Origin of the sequence: Kitasatospora sp. NPDC086791, from assembly GCF_040685975.1 — a bacterium.
Classification (GTDB): Bacteria; Actinomycetota; Actinomycetes; order Streptomycetales; family Streptomycetaceae; genus Kitasatospora.
The window spans coordinates 61,449-79,453 of the sequence record NZ_JBFBOC010000025.1 but is presented as its reverse complement, the minus strand read 5'-3'; the positions used below and the strand labels follow the sequence as shown (position 1 = coordinate 79,453).

Sequence of the window (18,005 nt, the reverse complement as noted above, 5' to 3'; positions counted from 1 at the left end):
CCGACGGACCCCCGTCGCCGTCCGGCTCAGCCCATCGTCTTCGCGCCGTCCAGGGACTCGCGGATGATGTCGGCGTGGCCCGCGTGCTGGGCGGTCTCGGCGATGACGTGCAGCAGCACCCGGCGGGCCGACCACGAGGCGTCCGCCTGGAACCAGGGGGCCTTCGGCAGCGGGTGGGCGGCGTCCAGGTCGGGGAGCGAGACCACCAGCTCGTCCGTGCGGCGCGCCACCTCCTCGTACGCGGCCAGGACACCGGCCAGCGTCTCCCCGGGCAGCATGCGGTACTCGTCGGCCCGGCGGGCGAGGTCCGCCTCGGTCCAGGTGCTGAAGTCGGGCATCGCCGACGGGCCCTCCAGGATGAAGTCCACCCAGTGCCGCTCCATCGAGGTCACGTGCTTGACCAGGCCGCCCACGCACAGCGCGCTCGCGGTGGTCCGCAGACCGGCCTGCTCGTCGGTGAGGTCGCGGGTGGTGAAGCGCAGGAAGTAGCGGTGCTTCGCCAGGGCCTCCAGGAAGTCCGCGCGCTCGCCGGTGACGGTGGCCGGCACGGCGTCGGCGGTCTCGGCGGTGACGCTGCTCGCGGCGTTGGCGGTCGTGCTGGTGGTCGTGACGTCGGTGGTCGTGCTGGTCATGGTTCTGGCCTTCCGTTCGGTTCCTGCTCCTTCGGACAAGACCAACGCTAGGAGCCATTGCGGCCACTTCCTGTCCTGAATCCCGGGGAGAATCGGAGCATGGCGAACACCAGCACCCGGACGCTGCGACTGCTCTCCCTCCTCCAGACCCACCGGTACTGGCCCGGCGAGGAACTGGCCGACCGGCTCGGCGTCTCCGTCCGCACCCTGCGCCGCGACATCGACCGGCTGCGCGAACTCGGTTACCCCGTCGAGGCGCAGCGCGGCGTCGACGGCGGCTACCAGCTGGCGGCGGGCGCGGCACTGCCGCCGCTGGTCATCGACGACGAGGAGGCGGTGGCCCTGGCGGTGGGCCTGCAGGCGGCGGCCGAGAGCCCGGTCGAGGGCGTCGCCGAGGCCTCGGTGCGGGTCCTGGCGAAGGTCGTCCAGGTGATGCCGGCCCGGCTGCGCCGTCGGGTGGAGGCACTGCGCGCGATGACCGTCCCGGTCGACTGGGGCACCCGGGCGGGCGCGGGCGTCGATCCGGACATCCTCACGGTGGTGGCCCTCTCCTGCCGGGACGGCGAACGGATGCGGTTCGCCTACACCGCCGCCGACGGGCGCGGAACGGAACGGCACGTCGAACCGCACCGGCTGGTCTGCCTCGACCGGCGCTGGTACCTCGTCGCGTACGACCTCGACCGCGCCGACTGGCGCACCTTCCGCCTCGACCGGCTGACCGCCCCGCAGGGCAGCGGCGCCCGCTTCGCCCCGCGTACCCTCCCGGCCGCCGACGCGGCGGTGTTCGTCCGCGCGGGCCTCAACGGAGTGCCGCGCCCGCACCGGGTGGAGGTGCTGGTCGACGCGCCCGCCGACCGCGTCCGGGAGCGGGTCGGCCGCTGGGGCACGGTCGAGCCGGTCGCCGCCGGCCGCTGCCGGGTCCTGATGACCGCCGACTCCCTCGACTGGCCCGCGATGGCGCTGGGATCGCTGGGGGCCGACTTCGAGGTGATCGGTCCGCCTGGGCTGCGGACGTTGTTGGCGGACTGGAGCACGCGCTTCGGGCGTGCGGCGGGGGGTGAGCCGTCCCGGGGGGAGTAGGACGTCGGCTGGTCGACTTCCTGTGATGAGGGGGGCTACGGGGCGATGGCGTCGAGGGTGGTGCGCAAGCGGTCGAGGGCGGCGGGGAGGTCGGTGAGTGGAGGTGTGGCGAGTGCGAGCCGGATGGCGCCCGGGTGGTGGGGGGTGGTGGCGAAGGCGTCGGCGGTGGAGATCAGGATGCCCTCGGCCGCGAGCGCGGCGGCCACCCGGTCGGGGCGCTGGTGGGGTTCGAGGGTGAGCCAGACGACGTACGAGCCGGGGTGGGCGGTGGTGGTCAGTCCGGCGAGGGCCGTCCGGGCGATGGCCTGGCGGGCGGCGGCGTCCGCGCGGCGCTCCCGCTCCAGGCGGGCGACCGTGCCGTCCGCGAGCCAGCCGGTGGCCAGCGCGGTGATCAGGCCGGGCGCGCCCCAGCCGGCCGTGCGCAGGTGGGTCGTCGCGGCCCGCAGCAGGCGGTCGGGCAGCACGGCGAAGCCGAACCGGAGCCCCGGCGCCACGTTCTTGGAGAGCCCGGCGACGTAGCAGGTGTGCTCGGGCGCGAGGGCGTGCAGCGGCGGGGGCGGCGCGGCCTCCAGGAAGGCGTACGTACCGTCCTCGATCAGCGTGCAGCCGTGCCGGGCGGCGACCCCGGCCAGGCGCTCGCGCTGCGCCACGTCGAGGACCCAACCGAGCGGGTTGTGGACGGTCGGCATGGTGTACACCGCGCGCACCGGGCGGGCGCGGCAGAGCCGTTCCAGCGCGTCGAGGTCCGGGCCCGCGGGCGTGACCGCGACGGGCGCCAGGTCGAGCCCGTGTGCGGAGGCGAGCAGCTTGATGCCGGGGTAGCTGAGCGCGTCCACCGCCAGGACGTCCCCGGGGCGGGTGAGGGTGCGCAGGACACAGTCCAGCGCCTGCTGCGCCCCGTTGGTGAGCAGCACGTTGTCGGGGGCGGTGTCGACCCCGCGGTCCAGCAGGTACCCGGCCACGGCCGCCCGGTCGTGCCGGTGGCCGCCCGGTGGGTGCTGGCGCAGCAGGGCCTCGGCGTCGCCGGAGGAGGCGAGGGCGCGCAGGGCCTGCCGCAGCAGGTCGCCCTGGTCGGGGGCGAGCGGCTGGTTGAAGGAGAGGTCCGCCACCCGGGGCACCGGGAGAGCGCGGGAGGGCTCGATGCCGTCGTAGCCGGAGCGCACCCTCACGAACGTGCCCCGGCCCTGCTCGCCCACCACCAGTCCGGCGGCGGCCAGTTCGGCGTAGGCCCGGGTGGCGGTGGCGAGGGCGACGCGCCGTTCGCGGGCGAGGGTGCGGTGGGTCGGCAGCCGGGTGCCCGCCGGGAGCGCGCCGGAGCGGATCGCGGTCGCGTACTCGTCGACGATGGCCTTGTAGGAGGGCGGTCGCACGGGGCACCTGCCTGTCGGTCGGGTCGGGCGGGTCGGGCGGGTCGGTCGGGTCGGGTCGGTCGGTCGGTCGGTCGGGTCGGTCCGTCGGGCACGTGGGCGGGGATGTATCCAGGACAATAACTGGATTGTCCTGGGCGGGTGTTCCTAGTCTCGATCCGTCCGGCAGGGAGGCCGGGGACAGAGACGGGGACAAGGCCTGCAACGGGGCCGGGAACGGAGCGCGAGCCCATGACCATCCGCAGCGAGCGGGACCAGCACGTCGTCACCCTCACCATCGACCGGGAGGCGAAGCTCAACGCCCTCGACTATCCGACGATCGACGGGCTGCTGGCCGAGCTCGACCGCATCGACGCCGACGACACCGTCCGCGCCGTCATCCTGACCGGCGCCGGGCAGCGGGCGTTCAGCGCGGGCGCCGACATCCCCTCCCTGGCCGCCAGCGTCGCTGGCGGGCCCGAGCGGGCGCTGCGCGAGTTCGTCCGGCGCGGGCACACCCTCACCCGGCGGATCGAGGAGTTCCCCAAGCCGGTCATCGTGGCCGTCAACGGCCTCGCGTACGGCGGTGGTTGCGAGGTCACCGAGGCCGCGCCGCTGGCCGTCGCCGCCGAGCACGCGACCTTCGCCAAGCCGGAGATCTCGCTCGGTTTCCCGCCCCCCTTCGGCGGTTCGCAGCGGCTGCCGCGGCACGTCGGCCGCAAGCGCGGTCTGGAGATGATCCTGACCGGTGACCCGATCCCGGCCGCGCGTGCCGCCGAGATCGGCCTGGTCAACTCGGTCGTCCCGGCGGGCGAACTGCTGGACGCGGCCCGTGACTTGGCCGACCGGATCGTCCGGCACGCGCCCACGGCCGTGGCCGCCTGCCTGCGGGCCGTGACCCGGGGCATCAACCTGCCGATCGACGAGGGGCTCGCGGTGGAGGCGGCGGCCTTCGCGGCGACCGTGCCGACCGAGGGCGTACGGGACGGGGTGCGGCGCTTCCTGGATCGTGCAGCTGCCACCCGGTGACCGTCTCCCGGTGAGGGCGGGCGGAGGTCGGGGGTCCGGGGTCGGGGGTCGGGGGTCGCGGAGAAGGGGTCAGGGTGTGACCGGGGGCTCCACCGGGAGGGCGGCTTCGTCGCCGCAGTGGGCGGCGACGGTGTCGGCGAAGGCGCGGGAGAGGGGGCAGAGGTTGTCCCAGTCGCGGACGGCCCAGCCTGCGGTGAGGGCGGGCAGGTCGGGGAGCGGGAGCAGCCGCAAGCCGGGGTGGCCGGGGCCCCGCCACTGGGGGAGGGCGGGCACGACGGCGTGGCCGAGGCCGAGTTCGGCGAGCAGGATCGCGGTGTCCCAGTCGGCGACGCTGGTGTCGAAGACCGGCCGGATGCCCGACCTCCCGATCCAGGAGTCGAGTTGGGAGCGGGCGACCGAGTTCTGCGGCAGTCCGATCAGCCGGGCGTCCTGGAGGTCGGCGGGTTCGATCCGGGCCCGGGCGGCGAGCGGGTCGCCCGCCGCGACGGCGAGGACCCACGGCAGGTCGACGACGGGCCGCTGGTCGATGCCGCGGACCGGCGTCCCGAGGGTGATCCAGGCCAGGTCGACCCGGCCGGCGGTCAGCGCCGCCAGGCAGCTGCGGCTGGAGACCTCGGTCTGGAACTCCAGGCTGACCTGCGGGAAGCGCCGGCGGAAGGCCACCACGGCCGAGGACATGAAGTGCCGGATGCTGGTGGCACCGGTGGTGATCCGGACGGATCCGCCTTCGCCGCGCGCCAGTTCGGCGATCCGGTGCAGCGCGTGGTCGATGCTGCCGAGCCCGGCGGCCACGGCGGTCTGGAGCAGGCGGCCCGCCTTGGTGGGCACCACTCCGCGCGGGTGCCGCTCGATCAGGGAGAGCCCGAGCTCGCGTTCGAGCCGCTTCACGTGCTGGCTGACCGCGGACTGGGTGCACCGGAGGTCGCGGGCGACGGCGCTCAACGACCCGGCCCGGCAGACCGCGGTGAAGACGCGGAGATCGTCGATGGTCACGGGCACCCAAGGTATCGCTTGGAGGTGTCCCAGCAAATCGGTGGATTGACTTGGATGTTCGCCGGGCTCGATCATCGATCCCGGGCCCAGGGCGGCAACCCGCCCGCAGCCCCCGCGGCGTTCCGGACGCGGAGGCGGGGGTGCGGGCGGGTGTCGACCCGTATCGATTCATACAGTCGTAGGTTCGTGGGTTTGTGGATTCGTAGGTGCGCGGGTTCGTGGGTTTCGCAGGTTCGAACCAGGCGCGATCTGCAGGAGCGAGGGGGAACGGAATGCGTTACGCCGACGGTCCGGGGACGGTCTGCGAGATCTTCGTCCAGGCACCGGTGGAGCGGGTGTGGGAGCTGGTGACGGACATCGACCTGCCCGCCCGGCTCAGCCCGGAGCTCCAGCGCGTCGCCTGGCTGGACGGCGCGGACGGCCCGGCACCGGGCGCCCGCTTCGAGGGCCACAACCGCCGCACCGGCATGCCCGACTGGCGGACGGTCTCCGAGGTGATCGAGCTCACCGGCCCCGCGAGCCCAGCAGGCCCCCGGGCCTTCGCCTGGGCCGTGATGGACGCGGACGGCCGCTACGGCGAGCCGGTGTCCGACGCGGTCGGCGCGCTGGCCCGGTGGCGCTTCGACCTGAGCCCCGAGGACGGCGGCACCCGGCTGCGCCAGTCGGTGGTGATCGGTCCGGGCCGCAGCGCCATGAGCCCCATCATCGACGCCAAGCCGGAGGTCGAGGAGAAGCTCATCGACTTCCGGTTGGGCGAGCTGCGCACGGGCATGACGGCCATCCTCGAAGGCGTCAAGTCGCTGGCCGAGCAGGGGGACTAGCCACAACGCCGTTCAGTCTGGTCGTGCTCCTCGTCGCCCGGGCCGAAGGTGTGGTCCTTGTCGCCGAGCTGACAGGCGGCTGGGATCAGGCTCGGGTCGTCGGGCGATCAGGACGGAGCCGGGCCGCGCTCCTCGTACCACTGCCGGACGGACCGCACGATGTCCTGGCCGATCCGCTCCAGCAGCGCGGACGCGTCGTCCATCCGGGCGCCCGCAGGGGTGGCGGGTCCGAGCAACTCGGCGCCGTGGCGGGTGATCCCGGCGAGCATCGCGTTGCGTTCGGCGCTGGCCAGCAGCGCGCGGTACCAGATGTCGCCGTCGATGACGTACCGCTCGCGGCGTTCCCGGTCATCGCGCTCCCGGCGGACCAGCGCCTGCGCCTCCAGGTAGCCGATCGCCTTGGAAACGGCGGCCGGGCTGACCTGCAGCCGCTGGACCAGGTCACCTGAGGTCAGGCTGCCCTCGTCGGTGACGTAGAGGCAGCCGAGCACCCGGGCCACCATCCGGGGCATGCCGACGTGCACCAGCAACTCGGCCAGCCGGTCGGTGAACTCGCCGACGGCGGCCGGGTCCCGGTCGACGCCGCCGGGGGCCGGGGCGGGCGGGCGCGGGGCGGGCGCGGTACGGCTGCGGCGGGAGCGCTGGGCGGTCGCGCGCTGGGCGCGCTCGGCCTGGTAGCCGGACGGGCCGCCGTTGCGGGCGATCTCGCGGGTGACGGTCGAGGTCGGCCGGCCGAGGCCGCGGGCGATCTCGCCGTAGCCGAGCCCCTCGGCCAGGCCGGTGGCGATCCGGCGGCGGTCCTGCTGGGTCAGTCGGCCTCCGGGCATTCGTCCTCGTCCTCTCGGGTTCCTCGCGCGGGCTTTTCGCGCGGGCTTTTCGCGCGGGCTCCTCGCGATGGTCAGGAGAGTATCCGCCCGATGCCCGCGTTGTTGCAATGGGAGAGCAGAGATGTTGCATTCACGAGCATTCCCATTGCAAGGAAATCTGCCAACTGAGCTGCTGCGATGTAGAAGTTGCCGCAGATTCGTTGTTGACGGTGTCGTGAATTCGCGGGAGCGTTCTCTCAGTCAACGGGAAACACCGCCGAGGGGGAACACGCCATGAGGACCACCACCCGCGCCGCCGCAACCGCCCTGCTCACCGGGGCCATGCTGGCCGCCACCGTCACCACCGCTGCACCGGTGTCCGCCGACCAGGCCGCCGGGCATCCCGGGCAGCGGGACCGCCACCCGGGCGTACAGGCCGTGCTCGACCAGGGCGTGACGACCGGTGGACTCCCCGGCGTCGTCGCCGAGGTGCGGGACGGGCGCCACCGCTGGTTCGGCGAGGCGGGCGTCGCCGACATCACCACCGGGCGGCCCCGCCAGGAGCAGGACCGGTTCCGGATCGGCAGCACCACCAAGACCTTCGTCTCCACCGTCGTACTCCAGCTCGCCGCTGAGGGCCGGCTGAGCCTGGACGACAGCGTGGAGCACTGGCTGCCCGGCGTCCTCGACGCCCCCGGCTACCAGCCCGACCGGATCACCGTCCGGCAGCTGCTCAACCACACCAGCGGTGTCCCCAACTTCGCCATGGACGACGAGATCGGGAAGGAGTTCTGGCACGAGCCTTTCCTGCAGCACCGCTTCGACGACTTCACCCCTGAGCGGCTCGTCGGCATCGCCCGCGCCCACCAGCCCGACTTCGCCCCCGGCGCCGGCTGGACGTACTCCGACACCAACTACGTCCTCGCTGGGATGATCGTCGAGCGTGCCTCCGGCAGCCTCCTGGCCCAGCAGATCCGGCAGCGCATCACCACCCCGCTCGGCCTCACCAGCACCTACGAGCCCGCCTCCGACGACGTCACCATCCACGGGCCGCACGGACGGGAGTACTCCCACCTCGGGTACACCGACCCGAACACTCCGGACTACGACGTGACCGAGCTGAGCCCGTCCTGGGGCTGGGCGTCCGGCGACATGATCTCCACCACCCGCGACCTCAACACCTTCTTCGCCGCCCTGCTGGGCGGACGACTGCTGCCGCCGGCCCAGCAGCAGGAGATGTTCACGATGGTCCAGACTCCGGCGGACAAGTGGATCAAGGACACCGCCTACGGCCTGGGCGTCAGCTCCGTCAACCTGCCCTGCACCACCGTCTGGGGCATGGGCGGCGCCATCAACGGCTCGTGGACCTACACCTACGGCAGCCGGGACGGCCGCCACCTGCTCTCCACCAACGTCAACGGGGACTGGCTGAACGGCGGCAGCGGGCCGATCGACCTGTTCACCGCCGAGGTGAAGGCGGAGTTCTGCCCGGGCTCCTGATCCATCGGCCGGCTAGAAGGGACCAGCCAGGGGCTGTTCAGCTGGGCGTCCTGCGCGGTGCCGTCGGCGATCACCGGGACGGTGGGTGGTCGGGTGGCCGGGCCGACAGGTGGCCGGACCGTGGGCCGCAGAAGGGGAAACGGGAACGGCAGGAGATCGCGCTCCCTGCCACTACCAGGCTATAGCGCACCCAGGGGCTTGCGGCAAGGCCTCGGGTGGGCCGCAGAATCGATGGTCGAAAGGCTGTGACCTGCGGAAACGGGAGTCGGACATGCGCGTGTTGTTGACGGCTTGGGGATCGCGCGGAGATGTCGAACCGCTGGCGGGACTGGCGGCGGCGCTGCGGGGGCTCGGCGCGGAGGTGCGGGTCTGCGCGCCGCCGGACCAGGAATTCGTGGATCTGCTGGCACGGGTCGGCGTGCCGCTGGTGCCGCTCGGCCCGACGGTGCACTCGGTGGTCGCAGGACCGAAGCCGCCGACCGCGCAGGACGCGTTCCGCCTCGCCCCCGAGCTGGTCGCCGCGAGGTTCGACACGCTCACCGCGGCAGCCGAGGGGTGCGACGTGATCCTGGCGACCGGCCTGATGCCGGCCGGTGCGCGGGACGTGGCCGAGTACCTCGGCATCCGCTACGTCCTCGCGTGCTTCCACATCTTCGGACTGCCCTCGCGGCACTTCCGGCCCGGGGCACGGCCGGGCACACCGTCCCCGCAGGACGAGACCGACCACCGGGTGCTGTGGGAGCAGGACGCCCAGCGGGTCAACGGGCTGTACGGCGAGGCGCTCAACCGGCACCGGGCGGCGCTCGGCCTGCCGCCGGTCGACAACGTCCGCGATCACGTCCTCACCGACCGGCCGTGGGTGGCGGCGGACCCGACGCTCTGCCCGTCGCGGGGCAGGACGGAACTCGACCCGGTCCAGACCGGCGCCTGGATCCTGCCCGACGACCGCCCGCTGCCGGCCGACCTGGAGGCCTTCCTGGACGCCGGTGAACCACCCGTGTACGTGGGCTTCGGCAGCATGGCCGCGCACGCCCCGGAAGACATCGCCCGAGTCGCGACCGCGGCGGGCCGCGCACTCGGCCGCCGGGTACTCCTCGCCCGCGGCTGGGCGGGCCTGACAGCGGTCGACGACCGGGACGACTGCCTGGTCGTCGGTGAGGTCAACCAGCAGGCGCTGTTCCGCCGGGTGGCCGTCGTCGTCCACCACGGTGGCGCGGGCACCACCACCACGGCGGCCCGGGCCGGGGTGCCCCAGGTGGTCGTCCCCCGGATCGCGGACCAGCCCTACTGGGCCGGCCGGGTGGCCGAGTCGGGCATCGGCGTGGCCCACCTCGACCTCGCGCCGACCGTCGACTCCCTGTGCGCCGCGCTCACCACGGCCCTGGCGCCCGGGACCCGCGCACGTGCCCGGGCCATGGCCGGGACGATCCGCACCGACGGGGCGACGGTGGCCGCGAAGCTGCTGTTCGAGGCGGTGGCCGACCAGAACGTGCCGCACGGACCCGAGTGAGCCGAGGGCGACGTGGCTGGGCGAACGGCCTTGCGGGCCGAGCGAGTTCCGCTCCCGGTGTCTCCTCCGGGGTGGTGTGTCGGCCTGCGGGAAGCCTGTTCCGGCAGCCTTCCGGTGACCGGGCTCCGGGTGTGGGCCGGGTCGGTTAGGGTGCCCAGCGGCGCGCCCGGCCACCGCAGGCCGGCGCGAGGGGAGGGCGGCATGACCGACGGTACGCGCGAGGGAGCCGGGAGGGACGGCGACGGCATCCAGTGGCTCGCGGAGGTCGGTCGGCCGGGCACCGGCACGCCGGGAACGGGCGGGCCCGACACGGACGGTGAGGTCGGCGGTGTGGTGTTCGCCCGGGGGATCCCGCCGGAGGAACTCGCCCGCCGGATGGGCGCCGACCCGGCCGCCGGGACCGCGCCGATCAGCGGCACGGAGATCCGGGCCCTGGACATCGACGTCTACCGCCCCGGCGACGACAGCGACGGCGTGATCCGGGTCGGCGAGTGTGGCGGCTGGTCGTTCGCCATCGAGTACGGCGACTCCACGGGCGGCGAGTTGCTCACCGAGATAGCGCGTGACGGCGTGGAGGTGGTCCACTTCCGCCCGATGCCGGAGCAGCCGCCGGCACTGCTCGACTACGCCCGCGACGGCGCCGTGCTGTGCGGGTTCGGCCTCGGCGAGGAGCGCTGGCGCTGGGGCCAGGAGCCCGACCTGCTGGTGCCGGACCTCGTCGCCGCGAGCGTCCTGGAGCCGGACGGCGTCACCCCCTCCGGCCCTGAGGGGGGAGGCGGCGCGGACGCCCGCCGCCGTACCCTCGGCGCCGTCGAACGGCGCTTCGGACTGAGCCTGCCCCGGGCCGCCTTCGACGGGCTGCGCCTGCCGGCGTACGCCGTCCGCGGCACGCCCGGGATGGAACCGGGGTGAGCCTCGGGTGCGCGCGGCGCCATCGGTGACGGGCGCCGCGAACAGCGCGAATGCTGCGAGCGCAGTGAACACCGCGAGCGCAGTGCACACCGCGAACACCGCGAACGCCGTGAAGGCGACGGGCATGACGGCCATGGCAGCCCTCCTCTCCGGACCCACCGACGGGGCCCTCGGTGACCGCCATCCTTGCGCTGCTCCGGTCCCGCGCACATGTGCCGATCGGGAGGTTCGCGGGCCGGAATTCCCGGTGAGACCCTGCCGATCGGCAGGGTGGGTGAGCGGCCGCGCCGACCGTCACGCCTGGCCGGAGCGCAGGCCGTCGGGCTGACGGGAGACCGGCAACCAGCGGCGGCGCTCCGGCCGGGCGTTGCTCCGTCGATCCCTACGACCCGGACCGCGGTGGAGTGCTCGCCGAGCGCCCGATCCGCTCGTCGGTGGTCGACCGGGTCGAGGCCTGCCCGGCCGGCGGTTCCCCGGCGTGGCGGGGGCGCCAGGCGGTGAGGTGGGCGCTGAGGACGGCGGCCGGGTCGGTGGTGGTGTCACGGAGCGCGACCATGGCGGCGGTGATCACGTCGCAGAGTTCGCCCTGCAGGTCGGCGACGGTGTGGCTGACGCCCTTGCGGGGGTTGGCGCCGAGGACGCCCAGGAGCGCTTCGGCGACCTCGCCCGCCTCCTCCTGGATCTTGACCACCTGGAGCGTCAGCAGCGGCTGCCCGATGCGCGCCCGGTGCTCGGAGAGGTGGCGGTGGACGGCGTCGATCACGCTCCAGTCCTCGGCGCGGGAGCCGGAGCCGGAGCCGTCGCGGCACCCCTCTCGCCCGCTGACCGCCGCCCCGTCCGTCAACCGGCCCTGCAGCCCGCGCAGGTGGACCTTGAGGTCGGGCGGCACCCGCATCCCCTGCGCCTCCGCGATCGGGACGAACCGCAGCTCCTGCCCCTCGCCGAGGACCAGTTCGGCCGGGTCGACGTCCACCACCGCGTGGAAGGCCGGCCGGCGGGTGGCGGCGTCGCCCTCGCGCGGGTCCGGGTGGAAGGGCCGCAGCCCGGGCACGTCCAGCCCGGTCTCCTCGCGCAGCTCGCGGACGGCGGTGCGGTACGGCGTCTCGCCGGGCTCGCGGTGTCCGCCGGGGACGACCCAGTACGCGGGCCAGGCGATGTCCGGCCTGTCGTCGCGCAGTTGGAGCAGGACCTCGTGGCGACTGTTGGTGACGAAGACGTCCACGCTGTCGAAGTCGGCCGGGCCGCCCTCGTCGCCTGCGGTGGTGTCGCTGCTCAACTGGCCCTCCGTGGAAGGGTTCCGGCGCCCGGTGCGGGCGGACGGCGGTAAGGGTGCCACCGGGTGGGCCGGTTGAACCCTCACTCGGGCGGCCGGTGGCAGGCCGTGCGGCGCGCGCCCCCGTCCGGAGGCTTCCGGCAGGCAGCGCGTGGTCCCGGCGCCTAGGGTCTGTGGTGCGTCGACCGCGCCGTGCGCCGGGCGTACGCCGTCCCGCCGCGCGCCGCCGGGGTGACCGGCCGACCCGAGAGGTGGACCCGCCCCATGCACACCGTCGTCCGCGGCGCCGGAGCGTTCGGCCTGACCGCGCTGCTGCTCACCGCCGCCACCGGCTGCCAGCGCGACGGCTCGTCCGCCGCCGGGGCCGCGCCCACCTCCCCGGCCACCGACACCTCTGCCACCGACGCCGGTTCCGCCACCGGGGCCGGCTCCGCCGCCTCCGCGGCCCGCACCGGACTGGCCGCGCAGAAGCTGGACTGGCACGCCTGCGCCGCCCCGAGCGCCGCCCAGGGCAGCGGTACCGCACCGGCCGCCGACTGGCAGTGCGCCACCCTCAAGGCCCCGCTGGACCACACCAAGCCGGACGGTCCGACGATCGACCTCGCGCTGATCCGCAGCAAGGCCAAGGACGAGCAGCACCGGATCGGCTCGCTGCTCTTCAACTTCGGCGGCCCCGGCGCCTCCGGCGTGGCCACCCTGCCCGCCCTCGCCCCGACCTACGCCTCCCTCAACACCCGCTACGACCTGGTGGGTTTCGACCCGCGCGGGGTCGGCGCCAGCGCCGGGGTGACGTGCCTGGGCGACCGGGCGATGGACGCCTCCGCGGCCGTGGACAGCACGCCGGAGAACCCGGCCGCGGTGAAGGCCCTGGACGACAGCAACGCGCAGTTCGTCGCCGCCTGCGAGCACAACTCGGCCGCGGTGCTGCCGTACGTGGACACCGAGAGCGCCGCCCGGGACATGGACCTGATGCGGCAGGTGCTGGGCGACCCGAAGCTCTCCTACTTCGGCATCAGCTACGGCACCCAGCTCGGCGGCGTGTACGCGCACCTGTTCCCGCAGGAGGTCGGCCGGATGGTGCTGGACTCGGTGGTGGACCCGACCAAGGACCCGCAGCAGTCCGCGCTCGGCCAGGCCCAGGGCTTCCAACTCGCCCTCGACGACTTCATGAAGGCCTGCGCCGCCCAGCTCGGCGCCGCCTGCCCGACCGGCGCCGGCGGCGACGAGGGCACCGCTGAGGTCGCCGCACTGGTGCGGAAGCTGGAGCAGTCGCCGCTGCCCACCAAGGACGGGCGGCAGCTCACCGAGACCCTGGGCGTCACGGGCATCGCCGGCGCCCTGTACAGCCAGGAGACCTGGCCCGCCCTGGCCGCCGGCCTCACCGAGGCGATGGACCAGGGCACCGGCACCACGCTGCTGCAGCTCGCCGACGGGCTGAACGGGCGCGACGCGCAGGGGCACTACAGCAACCTGAACGCCGCGAACCGGGCGGTCAGCTGTGCGGACGCGCGGCAGCGCTACTCCGACCAGGACGTCCAGCAGCAGCTGCCGCCCTTCCAGGCCGCCTCCCCGGTGTTCGGTGCCTTCACCGCCTGGGGCCTGACCGGCTGCACCGGCTGGCCCGTCCCGGGCAAGGGGGACCACCCGGAGGTCGCCGCCCCGGGCGCCGCCCCGATCCTGGTGGTCGGCACGACCGGGGACCCCGCCACCCCGGTCGAGGGCGCCCACGCGATGGCGCAGCAGCTCGGCGCGGGCGTCGGCGTGACCGTCACCCTGCAGGGCGAGGGGCACGGCGGTTACAACACCGGCAACCCCTGTCTGAAGCAGACCGTGGACGCCTACCTGCTGGACGGCACGGTGCCGGCGGACGGGACGACCTGCAGTTGAGAGGGAGGGCCGAAGTGGCCCATGGGAAATGCCGTGAATTGGCTCTGTCGAGTGGTCCACTTGGGCCGTTAGGCTCCTCGGCGTGACGAACACCCTGACGAATGCCACCTCCACGGCCGACACCGACACCGACACCGAGACCGCCGACACCGCGACCGACGGCCTGCCGAAGGCCACCAAGGTCGACTTCTACTTCGACCCCGTCTGCCCGTTCGCCTGGATCACCTCCCGGTGGATCCTGGAGGTCGGCCGCCGGCGTGAGCTCGACCTCACCTTCCGGGTGATGAGCCTGTCCGTCCTCAACGAGGGCCGCACCGACCTGCCCGAGCGCTACCAGCGGCTGATGACCACCGGCTGGGGCCCCGTCCGGGTCTGCATCGCGGCCGCCGAGCAGCACGGCGAGCACGTGCTGCGCGACCTGTACACCGAGCTCGGCACCCGCCTGCACGACCAGGACCGGCCCGCCGACGACGCCGTCATCCGCGAGGCCCTGGTCGCGGCTGGCCTGCCCGAGGAACTGGCCGACGCGGCGAACAGCACCGCGTACGACCTCGCGCTGCGCAAGAGCCACCACGAGGGCATGGACCCGGTCGGCGAGGAGGTCGGCACGCCGACCATCCACGTGGACGGCGTCGCCTTCTTCGGCCCGGTGCTGACCGCGATACCGCGCGGGGAGGACGCCGTACGGGTCTTCGACGGCGTCCGGCTGCTGGCCGGGTACCCGAAGTTCTTCGAGCTCAAGCGGACCCGGACGGGCTCGCTGGACTTCTCCTGACCCGCCGGGGCCGACTCCTCGGCGCCCCCGGCGGGGGGTGGGCGCGGGGGAGGAGGGGGACTGCCGCCGGGCTTCGGGCTCCCATCCGGGCGCTGAGCGTCCGACCATGGAGACGGAGGCCCGATGGTCCCCGAGAAGGCGGTGAGCGTGGATGATCGTACGAATCCGGCTGTGGACGGCCCGGCACGTCCCGACGCACCTCCCGACGCACGCCGCGCCACACGCCGCGACACCGTCGGGCTCCGGACCGGGCTCGGGAGCGGGCCCCGGGCCGGACACCGGTTCGGGCCCCGGGCCGGGACCTGAACCGGCCCACGGCCCGCGCTCCGGTCCGACGGCGAACCGCGACTCCGGCCGGGGCCCCGGCTGGAACACCGCCCGGGGCCCGGGCCGCGACCCCGGCCAGGGGCCGGGCGGGCCGCCGGACCAGGGCCCCGGGGGCCAGCCCAAGCCCCCGCCGCCCTCGTGGCGCCGCTGGCTGCTGCCCGTCGCCGTCCTGGTGACGCTCCTCCTGCTGGTGCTGTTCTCCAACCCCGGCAAGCCCGGCAACCGCTACGCCTACACCGACTTCGTGAACCGGGTCGACACCGGCCAGGTGCAGACGGTGACCGTCAGCGACACCGGCGCGGTGAGCGGCACGCTCAAGGACGGCACCCGCTTCACCAGCCAGATCCCCACCGCGCTGGACACCTCCCAGCTCAGCCGGGCACTCGGCGATCAGCACGTGACCGTCACCGGCACCCGCTCCAGCGGTGGCAGCTCCCTCTGGTCCACGCTGCTGCTGTTCCTGCCGCTGCTGCTATTCGGCGGGCTCTTCCTCTGGTCGGGCCGGATGGCCGCGCGGTCGCTGGGCGGTGGGCTGAGCGCCATCGGCCGCTCCCGGGCGAAGATCATCGAGGCCGAGCGGCCGGCCACCCGGTTCGCCGACGTCGCCGGGTACGAAGGGGTGAAGCAGGAGGTCAGCGAGGTGGTCGACTTCCTGCGCAGCCCGGAGCGCTACGCCGCCGCCGGGGCCAAGGGGCCGCGCGGGGTGATCATGGTGGGGCCGCCGGGCACCGGCAAGACGCTGCTGGCCCGGGCCGTCGCGGGGGAGGCCGAGGTGCCGTTCCTGTCGGTGACCGGCTCCGGGTTCGTGGAGATGTTCGTCGGCGTCGGCGCGTCCCGGGTCCGCGACCTCTTCGATGAGGCCCGCAAACGTGCCCCGTCGATCATCTTCATCGACGAGATCGACGCCGTCGGCGCCCGGCGGGCGGGTGGCACCCGGATCGGCGGCAACGACGAGCGCGAGCAGACCCTGAACCAGCTGCTCGCCGAGATGGACGGCTTCGACCAGAGCACCGGCATCGTCGTCATCGCCGCCACCAACCGGCCCGACGCCCTCGACCCGGCACTGCTGCGCCCCGGCCGGTTCGACCGGCAGGTCACCGTGCCGCTGCCCAACCAGGCCGAGCGGTCGGCCATCCTCGCCGTGCACACCCGGGGCAAGACCCTCGCCCCGGACGTCGACCTGAAGCGGATCGCCCGTGGCACCCCCGGCTTCTCCGGCGCCGACCTCGCCAACCTGGTCAACGAGGCCGCCATCAACGCCGTCCGCGCCGATCGGGCCACCATCACCGCCGGTGACCTCGACGACGCCCGCGACCGGGTGCTGCTCGGCCGCAGGGAGTCCTCCAACGCGCTGCTGCCCGAGGAGCGGCACGCCGTCGCCGTGCACGAGTCCGGGCACGCGCTGATGGCCGCGCTGTGCGAGCACGCCGACCCGGTCGCCAAGGTCACCATCCTCCCGGCCGGGGTCGCCCTCGGTGCCACCGAGCAACTGCCCGAGGCGGAGCGGCACCTGTACAGCCAGGGCTACCTGACCGACCTGCTCACCGTCCAACTCGGCGGACGGGCAGCCGAGCTGGTGGTCTTCGGCGAGGGCTCCACGGGCGCCGCCAACGACCTCGCCAACGCCACCTCGGTCGCCACCCGGATGGTCCGCGAGTTCGGCCTCTCACCGGAACTCGGCCCGGTCGGCTACTCCAGCGGCAGCCCGCACTACCTCGGCGACAGCCCCGAGGACCTGCTGCGCCGCCCGTACTCCGAGCAGACCCAGCGCGCGGTGGACGAGGCGGTCGCGGACCTGCTGCGGCAGGCCGAGCGCCGGGCCGTCGGCCTGCTGACCGAACACCGGCACCACCTGGACGAGTTGGCGAACCTGCTGGTCGTCCGGGAGACCGTGGACGGCGCCCTGGTCCTCGACATCCTGAAGCACCCGAAGGGACCGTCGCAGCCGGAGCGCCCGGAGCGCCCGGACGCACGGGAGCGCCCGGTGTCGCTGGAGAAGCCCCGCCTGCCCGATCTCCGGGGCCCTGAAGGCCCCTGAGAAGTCATCTCATGTGGCTCTGCGGTGGCAGAGGAGTGTGGTGGTGAAGGCTGCGATGTGGTCGGTTCTGTGATCGCAACGCCGGTATAGCCGGCGGGTTCCGCCGAGCCAGCTGGTACAGCTTCGCCCGTACCTGCGCTGTGCTCCGCTTCGTGAAGGCGGCGATGCGAGGTGGGCCCCGAAGGCTCGAAGCGCGAAAGTGCGGCCGATGACAGCCCCGGGTGGGGCCGGCCGGGGTGAGTTCGCCGTCCGGCCGTGTGCCCGGGGCCACGAAAGGGCCTGCCTGCGGATCCTCCGGCGTCCGTACGGAGTGAGCTGTCGTATTCTGCTGGCCTTCTGTCCGGTGTCAGCACCAGGTGGCGATGGCGAGTGCCGTCGGCCGCGGTTTCCTGGTTCTACTGACGCTTCGGAGTGTGTCTTGTGCAGTGCTCGCGGTGCTTCTTCGGCGATGCTTTCAAGAGCCACCGCATGCAGGACCGCGGCCGACACTCATGGCCCTGCCATGTGAACGGCGGCCAGTAGCTACTGCTTTGGCGCCCGGCTCCGCGTATCGTGGCCACCATCCGGGCCCCACGGCCAACGGGGCCCGGGGGTGGTTCGCCGGGGCCGTCACCTGTCCTGTGGTGTCAGTATTCGGCCTTGATGGTCACCCCGCTGAATCCCTGCTGGGCGTGGAGGCTGAGGTACACGAGGCCGGTCGGCGGGTCGGTGATGGTGAGGGTCTCCTCGTTGCCGGTGGCGGCCGACTTGGCGAGGTACGAGCGGGTGGACGCCCAGCCGCCGGTGCTGTAGTAGAGGTCGGCGTTGCCGGTGCCGCCGCTGGTGGTGATCTTCAGCTGGGTGGTTCCTGCCGGGATGCTCAGGTAGTAGTAGGCGTAGTTGCCGGTGGTGGCCGACACGTTGCTGCGGCGGCAGTTGCGGTCGAGCTGGGAGCTGTCGGAGCTGGTGCACTCCGCCATCCCCGCGATGACGACGTTCTGGCTGCTGGTGGCCGTGGCGCCCTTGTCGTCGGTCACGGTGAGGGTGACGGTGTACGTGCCGACCGCGCGGAGAGGCCGCCCCCGACGGCGCAGGTG

The 18,005-nt window shown here is 73.8% G+C and carries 14 protein-coding genes and 1 pseudogene; 9 read left to right on the top strand and 6 right to left on the bottom strand.

What is annotated here, in order from left to right; all coding sequences use genetic code 11:
- Positions 1 to 26 precede the first annotated feature (26 nt).
- On the bottom strand, positions 27 to 632 hold the full coding sequence (locus AB0Q99_RS26440) for a DinB family protein (RefSeq protein WP_363575805.1): 606 nt from the start codon (positions 630 to 632) through the stop codon (positions 27 to 29).
- 99 nt (positions 633 to 731) lie between these two features.
- Here AB0Q99_RS26440 and AB0Q99_RS26435 point away from each other — a divergent pair, with 99 nt between their 5' ends.
- Positions 732 to 1,712: a YafY family protein gene (locus AB0Q99_RS26435; RefSeq protein ID WP_363575803.1), complete on the top strand. Its 981-nt coding sequence runs from the start codon at positions 732 to 734 to the stop codon at positions 1,710 to 1,712.
- A gap of 35 nt (positions 1,713 to 1,747) precedes the next feature.
- Here the strand turns inward: AB0Q99_RS26435 and AB0Q99_RS26430 are convergent, their stop codons facing one another.
- On the bottom strand, positions 1,748 to 3,082 hold the full coding sequence (locus tag AB0Q99_RS26430) for a PLP-dependent aminotransferase family protein (protein WP_363575801.1): 1,335 nt from the start codon (positions 3,080 to 3,082) through the stop codon (positions 1,748 to 1,750).
- Positions 3,083 to 3,310: 228 nt separating this feature from the next.
- Between AB0Q99_RS26430 and AB0Q99_RS26425 the strand changes: the two genes are divergently transcribed.
- Positions 3,311 to 4,087, top strand: a complete 777-nt coding sequence (locus AB0Q99_RS26425; protein WP_363575799.1) for a crotonase/enoyl-CoA hydratase family protein — start codon at positions 3,311 to 3,313, stop codon at positions 4,085 to 4,087.
- 69 nt (positions 4,088 to 4,156) lie between these two features.
- Here AB0Q99_RS26425 and AB0Q99_RS26420 read toward each other — a convergent pair whose 3' ends face one another.
- Complete coding sequence (locus AB0Q99_RS26420) at positions 4,157 to 5,080, bottom strand: LysR family transcriptional regulator (protein ID WP_363575797.1); 924 nt, start codon at positions 5,078 to 5,080, stop codon at positions 4,157 to 4,159.
- 272 nt (positions 5,081 to 5,352) lie between these two features.
- On the opposite strand from AB0Q99_RS26420, the gene AB0Q99_RS26415 reads away from it, so the two are divergent.
- Complete coding sequence (locus tag AB0Q99_RS26415) at positions 5,353 to 5,901, top strand: SRPBCC family protein (RefSeq protein WP_363575796.1); 549 nt, start codon at positions 5,353 to 5,355, stop codon at positions 5,899 to 5,901.
- Positions 5,902 to 6,008: 107 nt separating this feature from the next.
- Here the strand turns inward: AB0Q99_RS26415 and AB0Q99_RS26410 are convergent, their stop codons facing one another.
- A complete protein-coding gene (locus AB0Q99_RS26410; RefSeq protein WP_363575794.1) occupies positions 6,009 to 6,728 on the bottom strand; it encodes a MarR family transcriptional regulator in 720 nt (239 codons plus the stop codon).
- Between the two features lie 273 nt (positions 6,729 to 7,001).
- Here AB0Q99_RS26410 and AB0Q99_RS26405 point away from each other — a divergent pair, with 273 nt between their 5' ends.
- From AB0Q99_RS26405 to AB0Q99_RS26395, 3 genes are all read left to right on the top strand, one after another.
- Positions 7,002 to 8,207 carry a serine hydrolase domain-containing protein gene (locus tag AB0Q99_RS26405; RefSeq protein WP_363575792.1) on the top strand — a complete coding sequence of 402 codons (1,206 nt, stop codon included), beginning with the start codon at positions 7,002 to 7,004 and terminating at the stop codon, positions 8,205 to 8,207.
- Between the two features lie 271 nt (positions 8,208 to 8,478).
- The gene (locus AB0Q99_RS26400) at positions 8,479 to 9,717 is read left to right on the top strand and encodes a glycosyltransferase (RefSeq protein WP_363575791.1); all 1,239 of its coding nucleotides are present in this window, start codon (positions 8,479 to 8,481) and stop codon (positions 9,715 to 9,717) included.
- Between the two features lie 201 nt (positions 9,718 to 9,918).
- Positions 9,919 to 10,629, top strand: coding sequence for a DUF6461 domain-containing protein (locus AB0Q99_RS26395; protein ID WP_363575789.1), 711 nt, complete (start codon positions 9,919 to 9,921; stop codon positions 10,627 to 10,629).
- Between the two features lie 382 nt (positions 10,630 to 11,011).
- On the opposite strand, the gene AB0Q99_RS26390 is transcribed toward AB0Q99_RS26395, so the two are convergent.
- The gene (locus AB0Q99_RS26390) at positions 11,012 to 11,905 is read right to left on the bottom strand and encodes an NUDIX domain-containing protein (protein WP_363575787.1); all 894 of its coding nucleotides are present in this window, start codon (positions 11,903 to 11,905) and stop codon (positions 11,012 to 11,014) included.
- 261 nt (positions 11,906 to 12,166) lie between these two features.
- Between AB0Q99_RS26390 and AB0Q99_RS26385 the strand changes: the two genes are divergently transcribed.
- The 3 genes from AB0Q99_RS26385 to ftsH all read left to right on the top strand — a co-directional run bounded on the left by AB0Q99_RS26385 (position 12,167) and on the right by ftsH (position 16,929).
- A complete protein-coding gene (locus AB0Q99_RS26385) occupies positions 12,167 to 13,789 on the top strand; it encodes an alpha/beta hydrolase (RefSeq protein WP_363575785.1) in 1,623 nt (540 codons plus the stop codon).
- Between the two features lie 163 nt (positions 13,790 to 13,952).
- A complete protein-coding gene (locus tag AB0Q99_RS26380; RefSeq protein WP_363575829.1) occupies positions 13,953 to 14,564 on the top strand; it encodes a DsbA family protein in 612 nt (203 codons plus the stop codon).
- 151 nt (positions 14,565 to 14,715) lie between these two features.
- Positions 14,716 to 16,929 (top strand): ATP-dependent zinc metalloprotease FtsH, encoded by a 2,214-nt coding sequence (ftsH, locus tag AB0Q99_RS26375; RefSeq protein WP_363575783.1) that lies wholly within the window; start codon positions 14,716 to 14,718, stop codon positions 16,927 to 16,929.
- Positions 16,930 to 17,555: 626 nt separating this feature from the next.
- Here the strand turns inward: ftsH and AB0Q99_RS26370 are convergent.
- Positions 17,556 to 17,888: pseudogene (locus AB0Q99_RS26370) on the bottom strand (PPC domain-containing protein); the annotation flags it as partial.
- Positions 17,889 to 18,005 lie beyond the last annotated feature (117 nt).

What these genes read in the sequence shown, in the direction of transcription:
- AB0Q99_RS26440 (WP_363575805.1), bottom strand. Translation starts at nt 632, where the DNA reads ATGACCAGCACGACCACCGACGTCACGACCACCAGCACGACCGCCAAC.
- AB0Q99_RS26435 (WP_363575803.1), top strand. Translation starts at nt 732, where the DNA reads ATGGCGAACACCAGCACCCGGACGCTGCGACTGCTCTCCCTCCTCCAG.
- AB0Q99_RS26425 (WP_363575799.1), top strand. Translation starts at nt 3,311, where the DNA reads ATGACCATCCGCAGCGAGCGGGACCAGCACGTCGTCACCCTCACCATC.
- AB0Q99_RS26415 (WP_363575796.1), top strand. Translation starts at nt 5,353, where the DNA reads ATGCGTTACGCCGACGGTCCGGGGACGGTCTGCGAGATCTTCGTCCAG.
- AB0Q99_RS26410 (WP_363575794.1), bottom strand. Translation starts at nt 6,728, where the DNA reads ATGCCCGGAGGCCGACTGACCCAGCAGGACCGCCGCCGGATCGCCACC.
- AB0Q99_RS26405 (WP_363575792.1), top strand. Translation starts at nt 7,002, where the DNA reads ATGAGGACCACCACCCGCGCCGCCGCAACCGCCCTGCTCACCGGGGCC.
- AB0Q99_RS26400 (WP_363575791.1), top strand. Translation starts at nt 8,479, where the DNA reads ATGCGCGTGTTGTTGACGGCTTGGGGATCGCGCGGAGATGTCGAACCG.
- AB0Q99_RS26395 (WP_363575789.1), top strand. Translation starts at nt 9,919, where the DNA reads ATGACCGACGGTACGCGCGAGGGAGCCGGGAGGGACGGCGACGGCATC.
- AB0Q99_RS26385 (WP_363575785.1), top strand. Translation starts at nt 12,167, where the DNA reads ATGCACACCGTCGTCCGCGGCGCCGGAGCGTTCGGCCTGACCGCGCTG.
- ftsH (WP_363575783.1), top strand. Translation starts at nt 14,716, where the DNA reads ATGATCGTACGAATCCGGCTGTGGACGGCCCGGCACGTCCCGACGCAC.